At 71.8% G+C, this 17,935-nt stretch carries 9 protein-coding genes and 1 pseudogene; 6 read left to right on the top strand and 4 right to left on the bottom strand.

Going from position 1 to position 17,935, the window contains the following annotated elements; all coding sequences use genetic code 11:
* Nucleotides 1-50: 50 nt before the first annotated feature.
* The 5 genes and pseudogenes from BT364_RS02200 (at nucleotide 51) to BT364_RS02180 (ending at nucleotide 12,461) form a co-directional block, all read left to right on the top strand.
* On the top strand, nucleotides 51-1,727 hold the full coding sequence (locus tag BT364_RS02200; protein WP_072483331.1) for a glycoside hydrolase family 13 protein: 1,677 nt from the start codon (nucleotides 51-53) through the stop codon (nucleotides 1,725-1,727).
* The gene (locus BT364_RS02195; protein ID WP_072483330.1) at nucleotides 1,712-2,770 is read left to right on the top strand and encodes a LacI family DNA-binding transcriptional regulator; all 1,059 of its coding nucleotides are present in this window, start codon (nucleotides 1,712-1,714) and stop codon (nucleotides 2,768-2,770) included. Before BT364_RS02200 ends, BT364_RS02195 begins: the two co-directional genes overlap by 16 nt.
* Before the next feature lie 409 nt (nucleotides 2,771-3,179).
* Nucleotides 3,180-4,568 (top strand): annotated as a pseudogene (locus tag BT364_RS02190) (alpha-amylase); the annotation flags it as partial.
* A gap of 351 nt (nucleotides 4,569-4,919) precedes the next feature.
* On the top strand, nucleotides 4,920-10,235 hold the full coding sequence (gene pulA, locus BT364_RS02185; protein ID WP_072483329.1) for a pullulanase-type alpha-1,6-glucosidase: 5,316 nt from the start codon (nucleotides 4,920-4,922) through the stop codon (nucleotides 10,233-10,235).
* 189 nt (nucleotides 10,236-10,424) lie between these two features.
* Entirely contained in the window at nucleotides 10,425-12,461 is a 2,037-nt protein-coding gene (locus tag BT364_RS02180; protein WP_072483328.1) for an ATP-binding protein, read from the top strand.
* Nucleotides 12,462-12,493: 32 nt separating this feature from the next.
* Here the strand turns inward: BT364_RS02180 and BT364_RS02175 are convergent, their stop codons facing one another.
* The 4 genes from BT364_RS02175 to BT364_RS41285 all read right to left on the bottom strand — a co-directional run bounded on the left by BT364_RS02175 (nucleotide 12,494) and on the right by BT364_RS41285 (nucleotide 16,657).
* Complete coding sequence (locus BT364_RS02175) at nucleotides 12,494-13,216, bottom strand: TetR/AcrR family transcriptional regulator (protein WP_072483682.1); 723 nt, start codon at nucleotides 13,214-13,216, stop codon at nucleotides 12,494-12,496.
* 83 nt (nucleotides 13,217-13,299) lie between these two features.
* Nucleotides 13,300-14,433: a metal-dependent hydrolase gene (locus tag BT364_RS42485; RefSeq protein WP_079179279.1), complete on the bottom strand. Its 1,134-nt coding sequence runs from the start codon at nucleotides 14,431-14,433 to the stop codon at nucleotides 13,300-13,302.
* Between the two features lie 77 nt (nucleotides 14,434-14,510).
* On the bottom strand, nucleotides 14,511-16,448 hold the full coding sequence (locus BT364_RS02160) for a hypothetical protein (RefSeq protein WP_072483327.1): 1,938 nt from the start codon (nucleotides 16,446-16,448) through the stop codon (nucleotides 14,511-14,513).
* Between the two features lie 71 nt (nucleotides 16,449-16,519).
* A complete protein-coding gene (locus tag BT364_RS41285) occupies nucleotides 16,520-16,657 on the bottom strand; it encodes a hypothetical protein (protein WP_177328000.1) in 138 nt (45 codons plus the stop codon).
* 244 nt (nucleotides 16,658-16,901) lie between these two features.
* Between BT364_RS41285 and BT364_RS02155 the strand changes: the two genes are divergently transcribed.
* Nucleotides 16,902-17,627: an AfsR/SARP family transcriptional regulator gene (locus tag BT364_RS02155; RefSeq protein WP_256259553.1), complete on the top strand. Its 726-nt coding sequence runs from the start codon at nucleotides 16,902-16,904 to the stop codon at nucleotides 17,625-17,627.
* The last annotated feature ends 308 nt before the right edge of the window (nucleotides 17,628-17,935 follow it).

Here is a 17,935-nt window from a genome sequence, read left to right as displayed (position 1 = left end):
TCCCGACCCGGTCCCGGCGCCGCCTCCCACCCCGACACCTCAGGGACGACATGACCCAGCACCTCGCTGCCCCCTCCACCGGCACGTCCGGCGCCGCTCCGGCCCACCAGACCCGCTGGTGGCAGGACGCGGTGATCTACCAGGTCTATCCACGGAGCTTCGCCGACGGCAACGGCGACGGCATGGGCGATCTCGCAGGCGTACGCGGCAGACTCCCGTACCTCAAGGACCTCGGTGTGGACGCGGTCTGGCTCAGCCCGTTCTACGCCTCCCCGCAGGCCGACGCGGGCTACGACGTCGCCGACTACCGTGCAGTCGACCCCATGTTCGGCACCCTGCTGGACGCCGACGGGCTGATCCGGGACGCCCATGACCTGGGCCTGCGGATCATCGTGGACCTGGTGCCCAACCACTCCTCGGACCAGCACGACTGGTTCAAGCGCGCACTCGCCGAGGGCCCCGGCTCCGCGCTGCGCGAGCGCTACCACTTCCGCCCCGGCAAGGGCGCTGACGGCGAACTGCCGCCCAACGACTGGGAGTCCGTCTTCGGCGGCCCCGCCTGGACCCGGACCACCGACCCGGACGGCACCCCGGGCGACTGGTACCTCCACCTCTTCGCACCCGAGCAGCCCGACTTCAACTGGGAACACCCGGCCGTCGCCGACGAGTTCCGCTCGATCCTGCGCTTCTGGCTCGACATGGGCGTCGACGGCTTCCGGGTCGACGTCGCCCACGGCCTCGTCAAGGCCGCCGGCCTGCCCGACCTCGGCAGCCACGATCAGCTCAAGCTGCTCGGCAACGACGTCATGCCGTTCTTCGACCAGGACGGGGTGCACGAGATCTACCGCTCCTGGCGCACCATCCTCGACGAGTACCCCGGCGACCGCATCGCCGTCGCCGAGGCATGGACCCCCACCGTCGAGCGCACCGCCAACTACGTACGCCCCGACGAGATGCACCAGGCGTTCAACTTCCAGTACCTCTCCACCGCCTGGGACGCGGCCGAGCTCCGCAAGGTCATCGACACCTCGCTCGACGCGATGCGCCCGGTCGGCGCCCCCGCCACCTGGGTGCTCTCCAACCACGACGTGACCCGGCACACCACCCGGTTCGCCAACCCGCCCGGCCTCGGCACCCAGATCCGCGAGGCAGGCGACCGCGAGCTGGGCCTGCGCCGGGCCCGCGCCGCCACCCTGCTGATGCTGGCGCTGCCCGGCTCCGCCTACGTCTACCAGGGCGAGGAGCTCGGCCTGCCCGACGTCACCGACCTGCCCGACGAGGTCCGCCAGGACCCGTCGTTCTTCCGCGCGGAGGGCCAGGACGGCTTCCGCGACGGCTGCCGGGTGCCGGTCCCGTGGACCCGCGACGGCAGCTCGTACGGCTTCGGCGACGGCGGCAGCTGGCTGCCCCAGCCCGACGGCTGGGGCGAGCTGAGCGTCCAGGCGCAGACCGGCGACGCCGACTCGACGCTGGAGCTCTACCGGTCCGCGATCGCCGCCCGCCGGGCGCACCCGGGGCTCGGCGCCGGAACGGCGGTGGAGTGGCTGGGGTCCCCCGACGGGCTGCTGATCTTCGCCCGCCCCGGCTTCGTCTGCACCGTCAACACGACGGGCCGCCCGGTGCGCATCCCGGTGCGCGGCACCGTCCTGGTGTCCAGCAGCCCGGTCGTCACCGACGGCGCCGGGATCGAGCTGCCCGCGGACACCACGGTGTGGTGGACGGTGTGACCGTCCCCCTGCCCAGGACCGGCGGTGCGCCGAGGCTCTCGGACATCGCCGGCCAGGCAGCGGTCAGCGAGGCGACCGTCAGCCGGGTGCTCAACGGGAAACCGGGCGTCGCGGACCCCACCCGGCAGCGGGTGCTCGCGGCGCTGGACATCCTCGGCTACGAACGCCCCGTGCGGCTGCGCAGGCGCAGCGCCGGGCTGATCGGACTGGTGACGCCCGAGCTCACCAACCCGATCTTCCCGGCGTTCGCGCAGTCCGTCGAGCAGGTGCTGGCCGGGCACGGCTACACCCCGGTGCTCTGCACCCAGCTGCCCGGCGGTGCCACCGAGGACGAACTCGTCGAGCAGCTCGTCGAGCGCGGCGTCGGCGGGATCGTCTTCATCTCCGGGCTGCACGCCGACATGTCGGCCGACCCGGCCCGGTATGCCGCGCTCACCGAACGCGGCGTGCCGTTCGTCCTGATCAACGGCTACAACGAACGGGTCAGCGCGCCGTTCGTCTCGCCCGACGACTCCGCCGCCGTGCGGATGGCCGTCGGGCACCTCGCCGAGCTCGGCCACAGCAGGATCGGTCTGGCGATCGGGCCGCAGCGCTATGTGCCGTCCCGCCGCAAGCGCGAGGGCTTCCTGGACGCCTCGGTGAACCTGCTGGGCCTGGACCGGGCCGAGGCCGAACTCCTCGTCTGTCCCACGCTGTTCAGCGTCGAGGGCGGCCAGGTCGCCGCGGGTGCGCTGCTCGACCAGGGGTGTACGGGCATCGTCTGCGGCAGTGACCTGATGGCGCTGGGCGTGGTGCGCGCGGCCCGGGAACGCGGGCTCGGCGTGCCGCGCGACGTGTCGGTGGTGGGCTTCGACGACTCGCAGCTCATCGCGTTCACCGATCCGCCGCTGACGACGGTGCGCCAGCCCGTGCAGGCGATGGCGGCGGCAGCGGTGAGCGCCCTGCTGGAGGAGATCGGCGGCAGCCCGGTGCAACGTACGGAGTACGTGTTCCAGCCGGAGCTGGTGGTACGGGGATCCACCGCGGCGGTCCGGGGAGTCTGAGAGCCGAGTGGCCGGTCCGGGCGTACAGGAGAGGCACCGGGAGTCGGCCCTGAATGGGCCGGCGGGGAGTGAGCGACTCCGGGTGCCTCTCTTGTCCGTGACCGGACCGGCCGGCCGGGCGCGTGGGGTCCGGGGTCGCCGGAACCCCGGCCGACCGGACCGGAGTCGGGAGAAACTTAACAGCGCTGCAATGTTTTGCGTAAGTCCTTACAGGAAGAAAACTGCCGTATTTCCTGGATGTGAGCGGACGGTGTCCAAAGGGTTGACCGGGGACTGACAGGCTCGTACGGTCGGCGTCGCGGCAAGGTTTGCATTCTTGCAGCAAGAACCTTCAGGAGCCTTGAAGGCAGGGCGCGTTGCCATGTGAGGCTGCACCGTCACCCGCATTTCCCCCACAGCAGGAGGAAACATGGCACGCAGACCACTGTCCGCGGCGCTCGTCCTGGCAGCAGGCGCCGCCGCCCTCGTGGCCCCCACCTCGACCGCTCAGGCCGCCGCCCCCGGAGACAAGGACGTCACCGCCGTCCTCTTCGAGTGGAAATTCGACTCCGTGGCCAAGGCGTGCACGGACTCGCTCGGCCCGGCCGGCTACGGCTACGTACAGGTCTCGCCGCCCCAGGAGCACATACAGGGCAGCCAGTGGTGGACCTCGTACCAGCCCGTCAGCTACAGGATCGCCGGACGGCTCGGCGACCGCGCCTCCTTCGCCAACATGATCAGCACCTGCCACGGCGCGGGCGTCAAGGTGGTCGCCGACTCCGTCATCAACCACATGTCGGCCGGATCGGGCACCGGCACCGGCGGCTCCTCGTACACCAAGTACGACTACCCCGGCGTCTACTCCGCCGCCGACATGGACGACTGCACCGCGCAGATCAGCAACTACCAGGACCGCGTCAACGTCCAGAACTGCGAACTCGTCGGCCTCGCCGACCTGGACACCGGCGAGGACTACGTACGCGGCAGGATCGCCGGATACCTCAACGACCTGCTCTCCCTGGGCGTCGACGGTCTCCGCATCGACGCCGCCAAGCACATGCCCGCGGCCGACCTCGCCGACATCAAGTCGCGGCTGAGCAACCCCGGTGCCTACTGGAAGCAGGAGGCCATCCACGGGGCGGGCGAGGCCGTCCAGCCCGACGAGTACACCGGCACCGGGGACGTCCAGGAATTCCGCTACGCCCGCGGCCTCAAGCAGATCTTCAACAACGAGAACCTCGCCTATCTGAAGAACTACGGCGAGGGCTGGGGCTTCATGCCCTCGTCGAAGGCCGCGGTCTTCGTCGACAACCACGACACCGAGCGCGGCGGCGACACGCTGAACTACAAGGACGGCGCGAACTACACCCTCGCCAATGTCTTCATGCTGGCCTGGCCGTACGGCTCGCCCGACGTCCACTCCGGCTACGAGTGGTCCGACAAGGACGCGGGCCCGCCCAACGGCGGCACGGTGAACGCCTGTTACAGCGACGGGTGGAAGTGCCAGCACGCCTGGCGCGAGATCTCCTCCATGGTCGGCTTCCGCAACACGGCGCGCGGCGAGTCCGTCACCGACTGGTGGGACGACGGCGGGGACCGGATCGCGTTCGGCCGCGGCTCCAAGGCGTACGTCGCGATCAACCACGAGGGCTCCTCGCTGACCCGTACGTTCCAGACCTCGCTGCCCGCCGGCGACTACTGCGACATCCAGTCCGGCAACGGCGTCACGGTGAACGGCTCGGGCCAGTTCACCGCGACCCTGGGCGCGAACACGGCGGTGGCGCTCCAGGTGAACGCCCGTAACTGCGCGTCCACCGGCTGACCTTCGGCGCCCGGTCCGGCAGTGCCCCGGGGCCCGGGGGCGTACCGGGGCGTCTCCTCGGGTGACGCAGACGCGCCGCACACACCCTGCGGGGATCACCCCGATACGTCCCCTCCCGGTGCACCGCCACCCGATCGTGGTGCCCCGGCCCATGATGCGCGGCGACCGGGGCGGGGGCGTACCGGGGCGATCCCCGCAGGACGACGCAGTAATGGAACGGCTCACCCGCGGTGCCGGACGAGTCCGCGCCGTCCGAGGAGACGCCCTGGCGGGCCCCCGCCCCACCCGCCACCCGACAAGCCCGCCCACCCCCGAGAACCCCCACCCGCACACAAGGAGACCCAGCCCGTGTCCCGTTCCACCCTCAGACGTGGAGCCGTCGCCGCACTCTGCGCGGCGCTCCTCCCCGTCGTCCCGGCGGCATCCGCGTCCGCCGCGCCGAGACCTCCGGGGCCGCCCTCGGATGCCCGGCTGGCCGCCGAACCCGCACGTCACGACCTGACGCGCGAACAGTTCTACTTCGTCATGCCGGACCGGTTCGCCAACGGCGACACCGCCAACGACCGCGGCGGGCTCACCGGTTCGCGCCTGGACACCGGCTACGACCCCACGGACAAGGGCTTCTACCAGGGCGGCGACCTCAAGGGCCTGACCGACCGGCTCGACTACATCAAAGGCCTCGGCACCACCGCCATCTGGCTCGCCCCGATCTTCAAGAACCGCCCCGTCCAGGGCACCGGCAAGGACGCCTCGGCCGGCTACCACGGCTACTGGATCACCGACTTCACCCAGGTCGACCCCCACTTCGGCACCAACGCCGACCTGTCGAAGCTGATCGACAGGGCCCACGCCAAGGGCATGAAGGTCTTCTTCGACGTCATCACCAACCACACCGCGGACACCGTCGACTACGCCGAGAAGGCCTACGGCTACCGGCCGAAGGGCGCCTACCCGTACCTGGACAAGGACGGCCGCCCGTTCGACGACGCCAAGGGCCTGGCGAAGGTGGACGCGGACTCGTTCCCGTACACCCCGAAGAACACCGGGACCAAGGTCCCCTCCTGGCTCAACGACCCGACGATGTACCACAACCGCGGCGACTCGACCTTCGCCGGCGAGTCCGCCACCTACGGCGACTTCTCCGGGCTGGACGACCTGTGGACCGAGCGGCCCGAGGTCGTCGCCGGCATGGAGAAGATCTACGAGAAATGGGTCCGGGACTTCGGCATCGACGGTTTCCGGATCGACACCGTCAAACACGTCGACCTGGACTTCTGGACCCAGTGGGCGACGGCCCTGGACACCTACGCGGCCAAGCGCGGCCGCAAGGACTTCTTCATGTTCGGCGAGGTCTACTCCGCCGACACCGCCGTCACCTCGCCCTACGTCACCCGGGGCCGGCTCGACGCCACGCTCGACTTCCCCTTCCAGGAAGCGGCACGCCAGTACGCCTCGCAGGGCGCCCCGGCCGCGCAGCTCGCGGCGGTGTTCGGTGACGACTACCGCTACACCACCGACAAGGCCAACGCCTACGAGCAGGTGACCTTCCTCGGCAACCACGACATGGGCCGCATCGGGGCATTCCTGAAGCAGGACAACCCGAAGGCCGGCGACACGGAACTCGTCCGACGCGCGGAGCTCGCCAACGAGCTGATGTTCCTCGGCCGCGGGAACCCCGTCGTCTACTACGGCGACGAGCAGGGCTTCACCGGCGCGGGCGGCGACCGGGACGCCCGGCAGACCATGTTCGCCTCGAAGACCGCCGACTACCTCGACGACGACGAACTGGGCACCGACCGCACCCACGCCGCCGACGCGTACGACACGAAGCACCCGCTGTACCGGAACATCGCCGCGCTCTCCGAACTCACCCGGAAGAACCCGGCACTGCGCGACGGCGTCCAGACCGAGCGGTACGCGCAGGACTCCGTCCACGCCTTCTCCCGCACGGACCCCGAGAAGCCCAACGAGTACCTCGTAGCCACCAACAACAGCACCGCCCCGAAGACCGTCGAGCTTCCCACCGCATCCGGGGGCATGAACTTCCGTACCCTGTACGGCGGTTCTTCGACCCTCCGCAGCGGCGCCGACAAGAAGATCACCGTCACCGTGCCCGCCCTCTCCAGCCTCGTGCTGCGCGCCGAGAAGCCGATGGGCGCCCCCGCCACCAAGCCCTCGATCACCCTGAAGGCACCCGCCGCCGGAGCCACCGGCACCGTGGAGCTCTCCGCCGACGTCGACGGCGGACAGCTGAACCGCGTCGTCTTCGCCGCGCAGACCGGCAACGGCAAGTGGGTCACGCTCGGTTCCGCCGACCACGCCCCGTACAAGGTCACCCAGCACCTGGACGGCAAGGTGGCGACCGGAACACCGCTGCGCTACAAGGCGGTCGTCGTCGACCGCGCCGGCCGCACCGCGAGCGCCCTCGCCGCGACCACCGCGGGGCAGGCCCCCGCCGAGACGAAGCCGGTGGCCGTCCAGCGCGACTACGCCGTGGTCCACTACAAGCGCGCGGACGGCGACTACGACGGCTGGAAGCTCAGGTCCGGCGACACCACGGCCGGCTTCACCGGGCGCGACGCCTACGGGGCCTTCGCCTGGCTGAAGCTCGACGAGGACGCGTCCACCGTCACGTACACCGTCGAGAAGGACGGCACCGCCGACGGGCCGCAGCGCACCGTCGAACTCGCGAGGACCGGACAGGTCTGGATCGAGCAGGGCAAGGACGGCCAGGCCGACACGGCCCCCGACGGCGCCTACCCGCCGCAGGACACCACCAAGGCCGTACTGCACTACTACCGGCCCGACGGCGACTACGACGGCTGGGGGCTGCACACCTGGACCGGCGCCAAGGACCCCACCGACTGGGCCAGGCCGCTCCAGCCGGTGAAGAAGGACGCCTCCGGCGTCACCTTCGAGGTGCCGCTCACCGACGGCGCCACCTCGCTCGGCTACATCCTGCACAAGGGCGACGAGAAGGACCTCCCCAGCGACCAGTCGCTCGACATCGCCACCTACGGGCACGAGGTCTGGATGCTCGGCGCCACGCCCGGCTACCTGCTGCCCCAGGCCGGCGGCGTACCCACCCCCGACCTCGGCAGGGCCGAGGCACAGTGGATCGACGCCGACACCGTCGTATGGAAGGTGAAGGCCACCGCGGCCACCAGCCAGCAACTCGTCCACGCACCGCGCGGCGGGATCTCCGTCGTCGACGGGGCGCTCTCCGACGAGGGCCGGTGGCTGCGGCTCACCCCCTCCGCGCTGACCGGCGCACAGAAGGCGAAGCATCCGAACCTCAAGGACTACCCGGCGTTCACCGTCGACGTCCGGGACCGGGACCGGGTCCGCGACGCGCTGCGCGGCCAGCTGATCGCCACCCAGCGCGCCGCCAACGGCGCCCTGCTCGCGGCCACCGGCGTACAGAGCGCGGGCGTGCTCGACGACCTGTACGGGAAGAACGCGGCCGGGGCCTCGCTCGGCCCGGTCTTCGACCACCGCGGCCGTCCCACCCTGTCCGTCTGGGCCCCCACCGCGCGGACCGTCGCCCTCGAACTCGACGGGAAGAACATCCCGATGCGGCGCGACGACCGCACGGGTGTCTGGTCCGTCACGGGCACCAAGCAGTGGAGGGGCAAGCCCTACCGCTACGTGGTGGACGTCTGGGCGCCCACCGTCGGCAAGATGGTCACCAACAAGGTCACCGACCCGTACTCCACCGCCCTGACCACGGACTCCGCGCGCAGCCTCGTCGTCGACCTCGACGCCCCGGCCCTCGCCCCGAAGGGCTGGTCCGGGCTGAAGAAGCCCGCCGCCGTCCCGCTGCGCGACGCCCGGATCCAGGAGCTGCACATCCGTGACTTCTCGATCGCGGACCGCACCTCGAAGCACCCCGGCGAGTACCTCGCCTTCACCGACACCGGCTCCGACGGGATGAAGCACCTCAAGCGGCTCGCGGACTCCGGCACGAGTTACGTCCATCTGCTGCCCGCCTTCGACATCGGCACCATCCCCGAGAAGAAGTCCGCACAGCAGAAACCGGCCTGCGACCTGTCCGCGTACGCCCCCGACTCCGAGGAGCAGCAGGCCTGCGTGGCGAAGGCCGCGGCGAAGGACGGCTTCAACTGGGGCTACGACCCGCTGCACTACACCGTTCCGGAGGGCTCCTACGCCTCTGACCCGGACGGCACCCGGCGCACCGTCGAGTTCCGGCAGATGGTGCAGGGGCTGAACGGCGCGGGGCTGCGCACGGTCATGGACGTGGTCTACAACCACACCGTCGCCTCCGGCCAGGACGACAAGTCCGTACTCGACCGGATCGTGCCCGGCTACTACCAGCGGCTGCTGGACGACGGCACCGTGGCCACCTCCACCTGCTGCGCCAACACGGCGCCCGAGAACACCATGATGGGCAAGCTGGTCGTCGACTCGGTCGTCACCTGGGCCAAGGAGTACAAGGTCGACGGCTTCCGCTTCGATCTGATGGGCCACCACCCCAAGGCCAACATCCTCGCCGTCCGCAAGGCGCTGGACGCGCTGACCCCGGCGAAGGACGGCGTGGACGGGAAGAAGATCATCCTGTACGGGGAGGGCTGGAACTTCGGCGAGATCGCCGACGACGCCCGCTTCGTCCAGGCCACCCAGAAGAACATGGCCGGCACCGGCATCGCCACCTTCTCCGACCGGGCCCGCGACGCCGTCCGCGGCGGCAGCCCCTTCGACGAGGACCCGGGCGTGCAGGGCTTCGCCACCGGCCTCTACACCGACCCCAACACCTCGGCCGCCAACGGGACGCGTGCCGAACAGAAGGCCCGGCTGCTGCACTACCAGGACCTGATCAAGGTCGGTCTCACCGGCAACCTCGCCGACTACACCTTCACCGACTCCGCCGGGAACACGGTCAAGGGCTCCGGCGTCGACTACAACGGCGCCCCCGCCGGATACGCCGCCGCCCCCGGCGACGCCCTCGCCTACGCGGACGCCCACGACAACGAGTCGCTCTACGACGCGCTCGCCTTCAAACTCCCGGCGGGCACCCCGGCGGCCGACCGGGCCCGCATGCAGGTCCTGGCCATGGCGACGGCCACCCTCTCGCAGGGGCCCTCGCTCTCCCAGGCGGGCACCGACCTGCTGCGCTCCAAGTCCCTGGACCGCAACTCGTACGACAGCGGCGACTGGTTCAACGCCCTGCACTGGGACTGCCGCGACGGCAACGGCTTCGGCCGCGGACTGCCGCCGGCCGCCGACAACGAGTCCAAGTGGTCCTACGCGAAGCCGCTGCTGGCCGACGCCGCGCTCCGCCCCGGCTGCGCGCAGATCGACGGCGCGTCCGCCGCGTACCGGGACCTGCTCACCATCCGCTCCACGGAGCAGGACTTCGGCCTCTCCACCACCGAGCAGGCGCAGTCCGCCCTGTCCTTCCCGCTCTCCGGCAAGGACGAGACACCGGGCGTGATCACCATGCGGCTCGGGAAGCTGGTGGTCGTCCTCAACGCGGCCCCCGGCACCGAGACCCAGACGGTCCCCGCGCTGGCGGGGAAGGAGTACGCACTGCACCCGGTCCAGGCTGCGGGCGCGGATTCTACTGTCAAGAAGTCCTCGTACGAGAGGAGTTCGGGAAGGTTCACCGTCCCGGGTCGTACCGTGGCGGTGTTTTCCCTGAACTGAGCCATGACGGGACTACGTTGGGAGGCAGCAGCCGTCGGGGAATGCCGCAGCACCGCACCCCCGGCGCGCTCTCCCACCCCCCGGCCGGGCCCGGCCCCTCTCCGGTACGCCAGGCGTCCTCGTATGCCTGCTCCGTGCGGGAACCAGGGGCCGGGACCGGCCGGTCCACCTGTTTCGGCGACGGTGACCATGGCGAGCAACATCCCCGAGGAGACAAGCAGCTTTGTCGGACGGAAAGCGGAACTTGCCAGGCTGGAGCACACACTCGCCACGCACCGGCTGACCACGCTCACCGGCAGCGGCGGCGTCGGCAAGACCAGGCTCGCCGTCCGCGCGGCCCGGCAGTCGGCGGCCGCGCATCGCGACGGCGCGTGGTGGGCGGACCTGTCACCGCTCCACGACGACGGACTGCTCATCGCGACCGTCTCCGACGCGGTCGGGCTCTCCGACCACACCCTGCGCATGCCCATCGACGCGCTGTGCGAATGGCTGGTCGACAAGGAACTGCTGCTGGTCCTCGACTCGTGCGAGCATCTGCGCTCCGCCTGCGCGCACCTGCTCGGCGAGATCCTCACCACGTCCCCCGGCCTCACCGTGCTCGCCACCAGCCGGCAGCCCCTGGACATCAGGGGCGAGCAGGTCGTCGAGGTGGACCCGCTGCCCGTCGAGGGCGCGGCCGATGCCCTGACGCTGTTCCGGGACCGGGCGGCCGCGGCGGCCCCGGGCCTCGCCCTCGACGAGCCGGGCAACGCGGAGGCCGCCGCCGAGATCTGCCGCCGCTTCGAAGGCATTCCGCTCGCCATCGAACTCGCGGCGGGAGCCCTCGGCCGGGACACCGTCCAGCAGGTCGCCGCACGGATCAGGTCCTGCTTCGACGTACCCGCCGACGCCTCGCTCTGGCCGCCGCGCCACCGCACCCTGCGCACCGCCATCGGCTGGAGCCATGAGCTGTGCACTCCGCCGGAACGGCTGCTCTGGGCCCGGCTGACCGTCCTGCGCGGCGACTTCGACGAGGCGGCCGCCCGCGAGGTCTGCGCCGGGGGACCGCTCACCGCGGACGGGGTGTCCGGGGCGCTGAACGGCCTGGTCGCCAAGTCCGTCGTCGGCCGGGACGGCGCACGGCACCGCATGCTCGACACCATCCGCGAGTACGGACGGATGTGGCTCGCCGAGCTCGGCGAGGAACGGGCCGCCGCCGACCGGCACGCCGCCTGCTTCCTCGGCCTGGCCCGCAAGGCCCACGCCGGCTGGACCGGCGACGACCAGATCAGCTGGTACCACCGCATCGCCGAGGCGCACGCCGACCTCTGCGCCGCCCTCGACCACCTGCTGGCCCACGACACCGTGGCCGCCCAGGAGATGGCGGGACGGACCGGCTTCTTCTGGTGCTGCTGCGGCCACCTTCCGCAGACCCGCGAGTACGCCCGGCGCGCCCTGGCCGCCGGACCGGCCGAGGGACCCCACCGCACCCGCGCCCTGTGGGTGCTGGGCATCACCGTCATGCTCCAGGGCGACTACCCGGCCGCCCGCCGGCTGGGCCGGGAGTGCACCAGGGAAGCGGCGCGCGACGGCACCGACGAGGGCATCCTCGCCGCTGCCTATCTGTGCGGCCTCACCGATCTGATGACCGGCCGCCCCGAGGCGGGCCTGCGCGGGGTCGACCGGGTCCTGCGCTCGACCGGCACCGCCACCCCGCTGGAGAAGGCCTACCGGCTGCGGTGCCGGCTCATCACGGTCTTCGCCCTGACCGGGCTCGGCCGGCTGGACGAGGCGGCGGAGGCGGCCGCGGTCCTGCGCGCGGTCTGCGAGGCCCAGGACGAGTGCTGGACCCGCAGCTACGTCGACTACCAGCTCGCCCTGATCGCCCTGCTCCGGGGGGACGCCGAAACCTCCGCCGCCCACGCCCGCTCGATGCTCGCGGGCAAGCACCGCATGCGTGACCGCTTCGGCATCGCGCTGGGCCTGGACATCCTGGCCGCGGCGATCGCCGCCCAGGGCGCGGGCGCCCGCGCCGCCCGGGTGTACGGCACGGGACAGGTGTACTGGCGCATGGTCGGCCATCCGCAACGCGGCACCCCGGAACTGGAACCGCTGCGCGAGGCATGCGAACGCCAGGCCCGCGAGGCCGTCGGCGACGCCGCCTACCAGCGGGCCTTCGAACGGGGCCGGGCGGACAACGCGGAAGTGGGCCTGGCCGCCGCACTCCAGGGCGAGCTGCTCATGTAGCGCGACCCGGCCCGTACCTCCCGGAGCCGGTTCTACGCCAGCCGCTGCGGGGGAACGGCCGGTACGGCGGGGGCCAGGTCGGAGAGCCGGTTCAGCAGCTCGCCGAACGGCCCGTCCGCCGGCTCCTGGCCGAGCACCCGCAGCACGACGCCCGCCATCTCCGTGTTGTACGCGGCACTCACCACCGCCAGTGCGGCGAAGTCGTGCACCAGCTGCAACTCCAGCTCCTCGCGCGGAATCCGCCGCCCGTCCAGCCAGATCAGCGCCGTCGACTCGGCCAGCGACACCCACGACCGCACGACCAGCTCCAGCCGTGCCGGGGGATTCTCGACCCCCAGATGGGCCAGGATCTGCTCGCAGGCGGCCTGCCGCACCTCGTCGATCATCGCGTTCGCGGTCGAGGACCCCACCGCGGGCCCGCCCCGCATCAGCGCCGAGAAGCCGGGCCCGTGCTCGTCGACGAAGTCGAAGAACCGGTGCATCACCCGCAACAGCCGGGCCCCGAGCGGCCCTTCGCGGGGCTCCACGAACCGGGCGGCCAGCTCGTCGGCCGCCCGTCGCAGCGCGGCCTCGTACAGGCTCTGCTTCCCCGGGAAGTAGTGGTAGACCAAGGGCCGCGAGATTCCCGCGGCGGCCGCGATCTCGTCGATCGACACCTCGTCCGGGGCGCGGTGACTGAACAACTCCAGCGCGACACCGATCAATTGCTGTCTGCGCTCCTCGACGCCCATCCTGCGCCGCACCCCGGTCGTCATGGTGGACAGCGTACCGAGTGGAGCGGCGGGGGAGGGGCGGCGGGCGGCCCCGGCCCCGCCGCTCCGGACTCGGGCGGGAGGCACTAAAGGTCCAGTACCAGCCGTTCGCCCCGGCACCGGGACACGCAGATCAGCATCGAGTCGTCCCGCTCGGAGTCCGTCAGGAGCTCGTCGCGGTGGTCGATCTCGCCCTCCAGGACGCGCTGTTGGCACGTTCCGCAGAAGCCCTGTTCGCAGGAGTACGAGACGTACGGAAGCTCGTCGCGCACCGCCGCCAGCACCGACCGGTCCGCCGGCACCCGGACCGTACGGCCGGAGCGGCGCAGCTCGACCTCGAAGGGGGCGGAGCCGGTCGACGCCGCGGCCGCCGCGGTGAAGCGTTCCAGATGGAGGGTGCGGCCGGGCGGGAGTGCGGCGCCGACCGCGTCCATCAGGGGCTCGGGGCCGCAGCAGTGGACGGCCGTGCCCTCCACCGTGTCCGCCAGGGCCGCGGCGGCGTCCGGGTGGCCCGCCTCGTCCTCGGCGACGACCGTCACCCGGCCGCCCTCGGCGCCCAGCTTCTCGATCTCGTCCAGGAACGGCATCGTGGCGCGGCTCCGCCCGCCGTACAGCAGCCGCCAGTCGGCGCCCGAGGCGGCGACCGACCGCAGCATCGGCAGGATCGGAGTGATGCCTATGCCGCCCGCGACGAACAGGTACGCGGGGGCCTCGGCGAGCGGGAAGCGGTTGCGCGGGTCGCGGACCTCCACCTCCTCGCCCTCGCGGAGCCGCTCGTGGACCACGATCGCCGCGATCAGCGCCACCCGCTCCATCAGCCACCACGTGCGCGCCCTGCCCGGCGGCAGCGTCCGGTCGCCGAGCAGCTTCTCGAAGAACCAGTCGACCTGCGCGGTGTACGGCGTCGGGTCGAGACCGAGCTCCTTCAGGCGGGGCAGGACGTCGTCGTGCGCCTGGGAGTGCACGGCCTCCTGACCGATGAAGCCGATGACGTCCTGGCGCAGCTGCTCGTCGTGGATGTACGGCAGCACCTGCCGGTACACGTGGATGAACCACCGTTCCCCGGCGGGCAGCAGGAGGTGGAGCACATTGATGGTGTGCGTGGTGAACGGATCACCCGGCACCCAGTGCAGAGGAGTCTTCTCCCAGGCGAAGGAGACCTTGCGCGCCTTGAGGGGCGTCCGCTCCGACGCGACCGGCGCTGGCTGCGTATTAGACATGCTGTCAATGTACTGAGAGGTAAATCGCGGGAACAGGGGGCGTGCGGCGACTTTCTGACGCCCACGAGGGCGGGCCGTCAGCGCAGCCCGCCCACCCGACTGCCGTCCACCAGCGTCCCGTTCAGCCGCGCCCGGTCGCCCGCTCTGGCCGGCACGGCGAGAAGACGGCTGTCGGAGCGCCCTTCCACCCCGCCCGACGCGGTCAGCGAGGCGAACTGCTCACTGCCCGCCGCCAGTACGTACCAACGGCCGCCCTGCGACTTCCAGAGCACCCCGGCCAGTACCCGGGGGTCGCGCACCCCGCAGGCCGGGGAGTCCTCGGCCCTGGCCGCGACCGCCCCGGGCGGCCCGCCCGTCGCGACGGCCGGCGCCGACGGGGCCTGGAACTGGGCGAGGACCCGGCTTCCGGTACCCCGCCAGGTCTCCGCCCTGGTGCAGAGCCAGCGCGCGGAACCATTGCCCTCGGGCAGCGGCTGCTCGGCGTACTGCCAGGAGTTCACCGACCGCACCCCGCGCGAGCGCACCGCTGGCAGCAGACAGGCGGTCCGCGCCCAACTGTCCCGCTCCGCCCGCCCGGCGACGTCGTGCGGCGCCGACGGCGGGCCCGAGGTCAGCCGGGCCGGGGCCAGCTCACCGAGGTCCGCCATCAGCCGGGCCGCCGAGCCGTCGCGGATCTCGATCGCCTGCCAGGCACGGCAGTCGCGGGCCGTCGCCGGGCTGGTCAGCGCGGTGGTCACCCCGTCGGGGCCGCGCCGCAGCGGCCGCGGGGCGCCGTCCGGTGCCAGCAGGTCCCGCACCGACACCGAGGTCACCCAGGGCGCGGTGAGATAGCGGACCCGGTCGTCGGCGCGCGCCACGATCAGGGCGGCGGCCGACGCCATGTCCGCACCGTCGGCCCGGGCGAAGTCCAGCGCGACACCCCCGTCCCGGCCGGCGGCACCGGGCTCCGCGTACCGCACGACGCGCAGCCCGTCGTAGAACAGCACCACCGCCACCCGGTCCACCTCGCCCGCGTACAGCAGTTGCGGCGCACCCATCGGAGGCCCGATGGGGGTCTCCGGCGTCGCCGAGATACGCACCTCGCCGTCCGGGTGCGCCCAGCCGGCGAGCGCACGGCGCAGCAGCCCGGTGTCCTCGGCGCGGTTGCCGCGGGTGGGCCAGGCGGTGAAGTCGGTACGCGGCGAGCGCCGCCAGAAGTCCGCGGACACCCGGCTCAACCTGTCCGGATCCAGGGACTGTTCCACAGCGGCGTCATGGGTGTACGACGACGTGGTCCGGGCGTCGCGCCCCCAGCCGTTGCCCGGCAGCCCCAGCAGCGCCCCGCACACCAGCAGCGCCGCGACGGCCGCCAGCGCCGCCTTCGCGTGCTGTCTGCGGCGCAGCAGGTCCGGCGACCGGGCCTGGAGCGAGCAGGGGTCGAACTCCGGGGAGCCGAGGAGCGCGTACGGAGTCGGAGCGTCCTGAGCCGCCGCGAGCGCCGCATGCGGGTCCGCGACCCCGGCGTCCGCGAGCACCCGCCGCACCTCCGCGGCGGCCAGCCCCTCCAGGCCGCGCAGGGCATGGGCGGCGCGCCCCGGACCGGAGAGCGCCGCCAGGGCGTTCTCCAGGGCGAGCCCGTTCGATCCGCCCGAGTGCGGGAACAGCCGCAGCCCCCACACGAGCGGGAGGAGCGGGGGCAGTTGGACGCGGCCGAAGCCGCGCCGCGGCCGGTCCGCCGCGAGCGCCGCACGCAGCACCCGCCGGCGGGCGAGCGCATAGGACGGATCAACCGCCGCCGCACCGCCGGGCCAACGCGGCCCCGGGACCCCGCCCCGGGACCCCGCCCGGCGTCCGGACAGCAGGCACCGCTGGGCCAGCGCGTGCGCCTTCAGCACCCGGCGGTGGCTGCCGAGGGTCGGCGGCAGCACGAGATAGCCGAGCCGGACCAGCCGCGGATAGTGCTCGACGAGCGCCGCCGCGGCCTGCTCCCCGTCGGCCGGGGCGGCTGCGGAAGGTACTTCTGGCAGTGGACGCACGTTCAGCAGAACGAGCGAATCGTGCGATGGTCACCCCGGCCCGTCCGCTTGCGGCGCAACGGGCCGCCGCCTCAGCGCAGTTGCCACCCGCTGAACCCGGCCGTGCCGCGCTGCCCGCTCCCGCCGTTCGTCGCGCTCATGAAGATGCCCACGTCCTGGGCCGCAGCCGCTCCCGGCACGGCGACCGTGCCCACCGTCCGTCGGTTCAACCCGTGCGCCATAACCGCGGAAGCTCGGCCGAGGGCACCAGTTCTTGGCCCCGATCAGGACAATTCGACATCTCTTGGCGGGTAGAGCAGCATGGCTATGCGGGAGGTGTACAGATCGCTGGCCCCCAGCAAAGACGGCGCGGCCAGTCGACGGGCGCCGGGTAGACGGACCCTACGCGATCACAAGGCCATGAGCGCATATGATCTCGCTTTCTCTCCGCCGCCCACCAGGTCCGGGCCGTCCGTGAGGATCTCTCTTCTCGGCGGTTTCGACATCGTAGTCGGCGACGAACCAGTGACCGTCCCAGTCGGCTCGAAGCGACTACTGGCGTTTATCGCGCTACAATACCGGGCCGCTGTCCCTCGAACTCTGGTTGCCGGGAGCCTTTGGCCCGAAGCATCCGAGCAAGGCGCGAACACGAACCTGCGGTCGGCATTGTCACGCCTCCAGAGCCTCGGGAAGCAAGCACTGAACATCTGCCCCGCCGAGGTGCGCCTCGCGCGGGAGGTCACCGTCGACCTGTTCCGAGCCCGGTCGTTGGCCCAGCGCATACTCGATCCCCATGTCCCGGCCGAGGAGCTCGACCTCAATGCGGCGGCCGTCGACCAGCTGTCCGCCGATTTGCTGCCCGGCTGGTACGACGAGTGGATGTTGCCGGAGGCGGAACAGTGGCGGCAGCTTCGACTTCATGCCCTTGAGGCAATGACGGGAGCTTTCATCGACACGAAGGAGTTCGCCTGGGCCGTGACCGCCGCCCACGCGGCCGTCCAGGCGGATCCGCTGCGGGAGAGCAGTCAGGCTTCGCTGATCCGCGCCCACCTGGCGGAGGACAATCGGTCCGAGGCGCTGTACGACTTCGAACGCTACGAGCAGCACCTCCGCGACGAGCTGGGACTCCGGCCCACACCGCGGCTGCGCCGGCTGGTGTCCGAACTGCAGCAGTCGCGCCCTGGTAACGGATCCCCGTAGCTGCCCGTAGCTGTGGGTTCCCGTCGTTGAACCCGGTCTGGCCCCTGCGTGGTTTGCACCGCAGGGGCCAGACCAAACGGACACCGCCACCCGACTACGCCGTGAGCGAGTTCGCGGAGTCGGTGAACCCGCCACTGTCCAGTGGCGGGTTCGCGCTACCGATTTCGGTCGGCAGGTTCGGCGTGGTCAGCACGCGACAGAGGTCACGTCTGTGCGCCCTGTTGCAGGACGTTGCCGCCGCCGCCTTCTTGGCCGGTCTGTGCGCCCTGTTGCAGGACGTTGCCGCCGCCTTGGCCGGTCTGTGCGCC

The sequence above is a fragment of the Streptomyces atratus genome, assembly GCF_900119365.1.
Taxonomy (GTDB): domain Bacteria; phylum Actinomycetota; class Actinomycetes; order Streptomycetales; family Streptomycetaceae; genus Streptomyces; species Streptomyces atratus_B.
The sequence above is the reverse complement of the archived record's forward strand: the minus strand, read 5'-3'. Positions and strand labels throughout refer to the sequence as shown.

What these genes read in the sequence shown, in the direction of transcription:
- BT364_RS42485 (WP_079179279.1), bottom strand. Translation starts at nt 14,433, where the DNA reads ATGTCTAATACGCAGCCAGCGCCGGTCGCGTCGGAGCGGACGCCCCTC.
- BT364_RS02200 (WP_072483331.1), top strand. Translation starts at nt 51, where the DNA reads ATGACCCAGCACCTCGCTGCCCCCTCCACCGGCACGTCCGGCGCCGCT.
- BT364_RS02180 (WP_072483328.1), top strand. Translation starts at nt 10,425, where the DNA reads ATGGCGAGCAACATCCCCGAGGAGACAAGCAGCTTTGTCGGACGGAAA.
- BT364_RS02175 (WP_072483682.1), bottom strand. Translation starts at nt 13,216, where the DNA reads ATGACGACCGGGGTGCGGCGCAGGATGGGCGTCGAGGAGCGCAGACAG.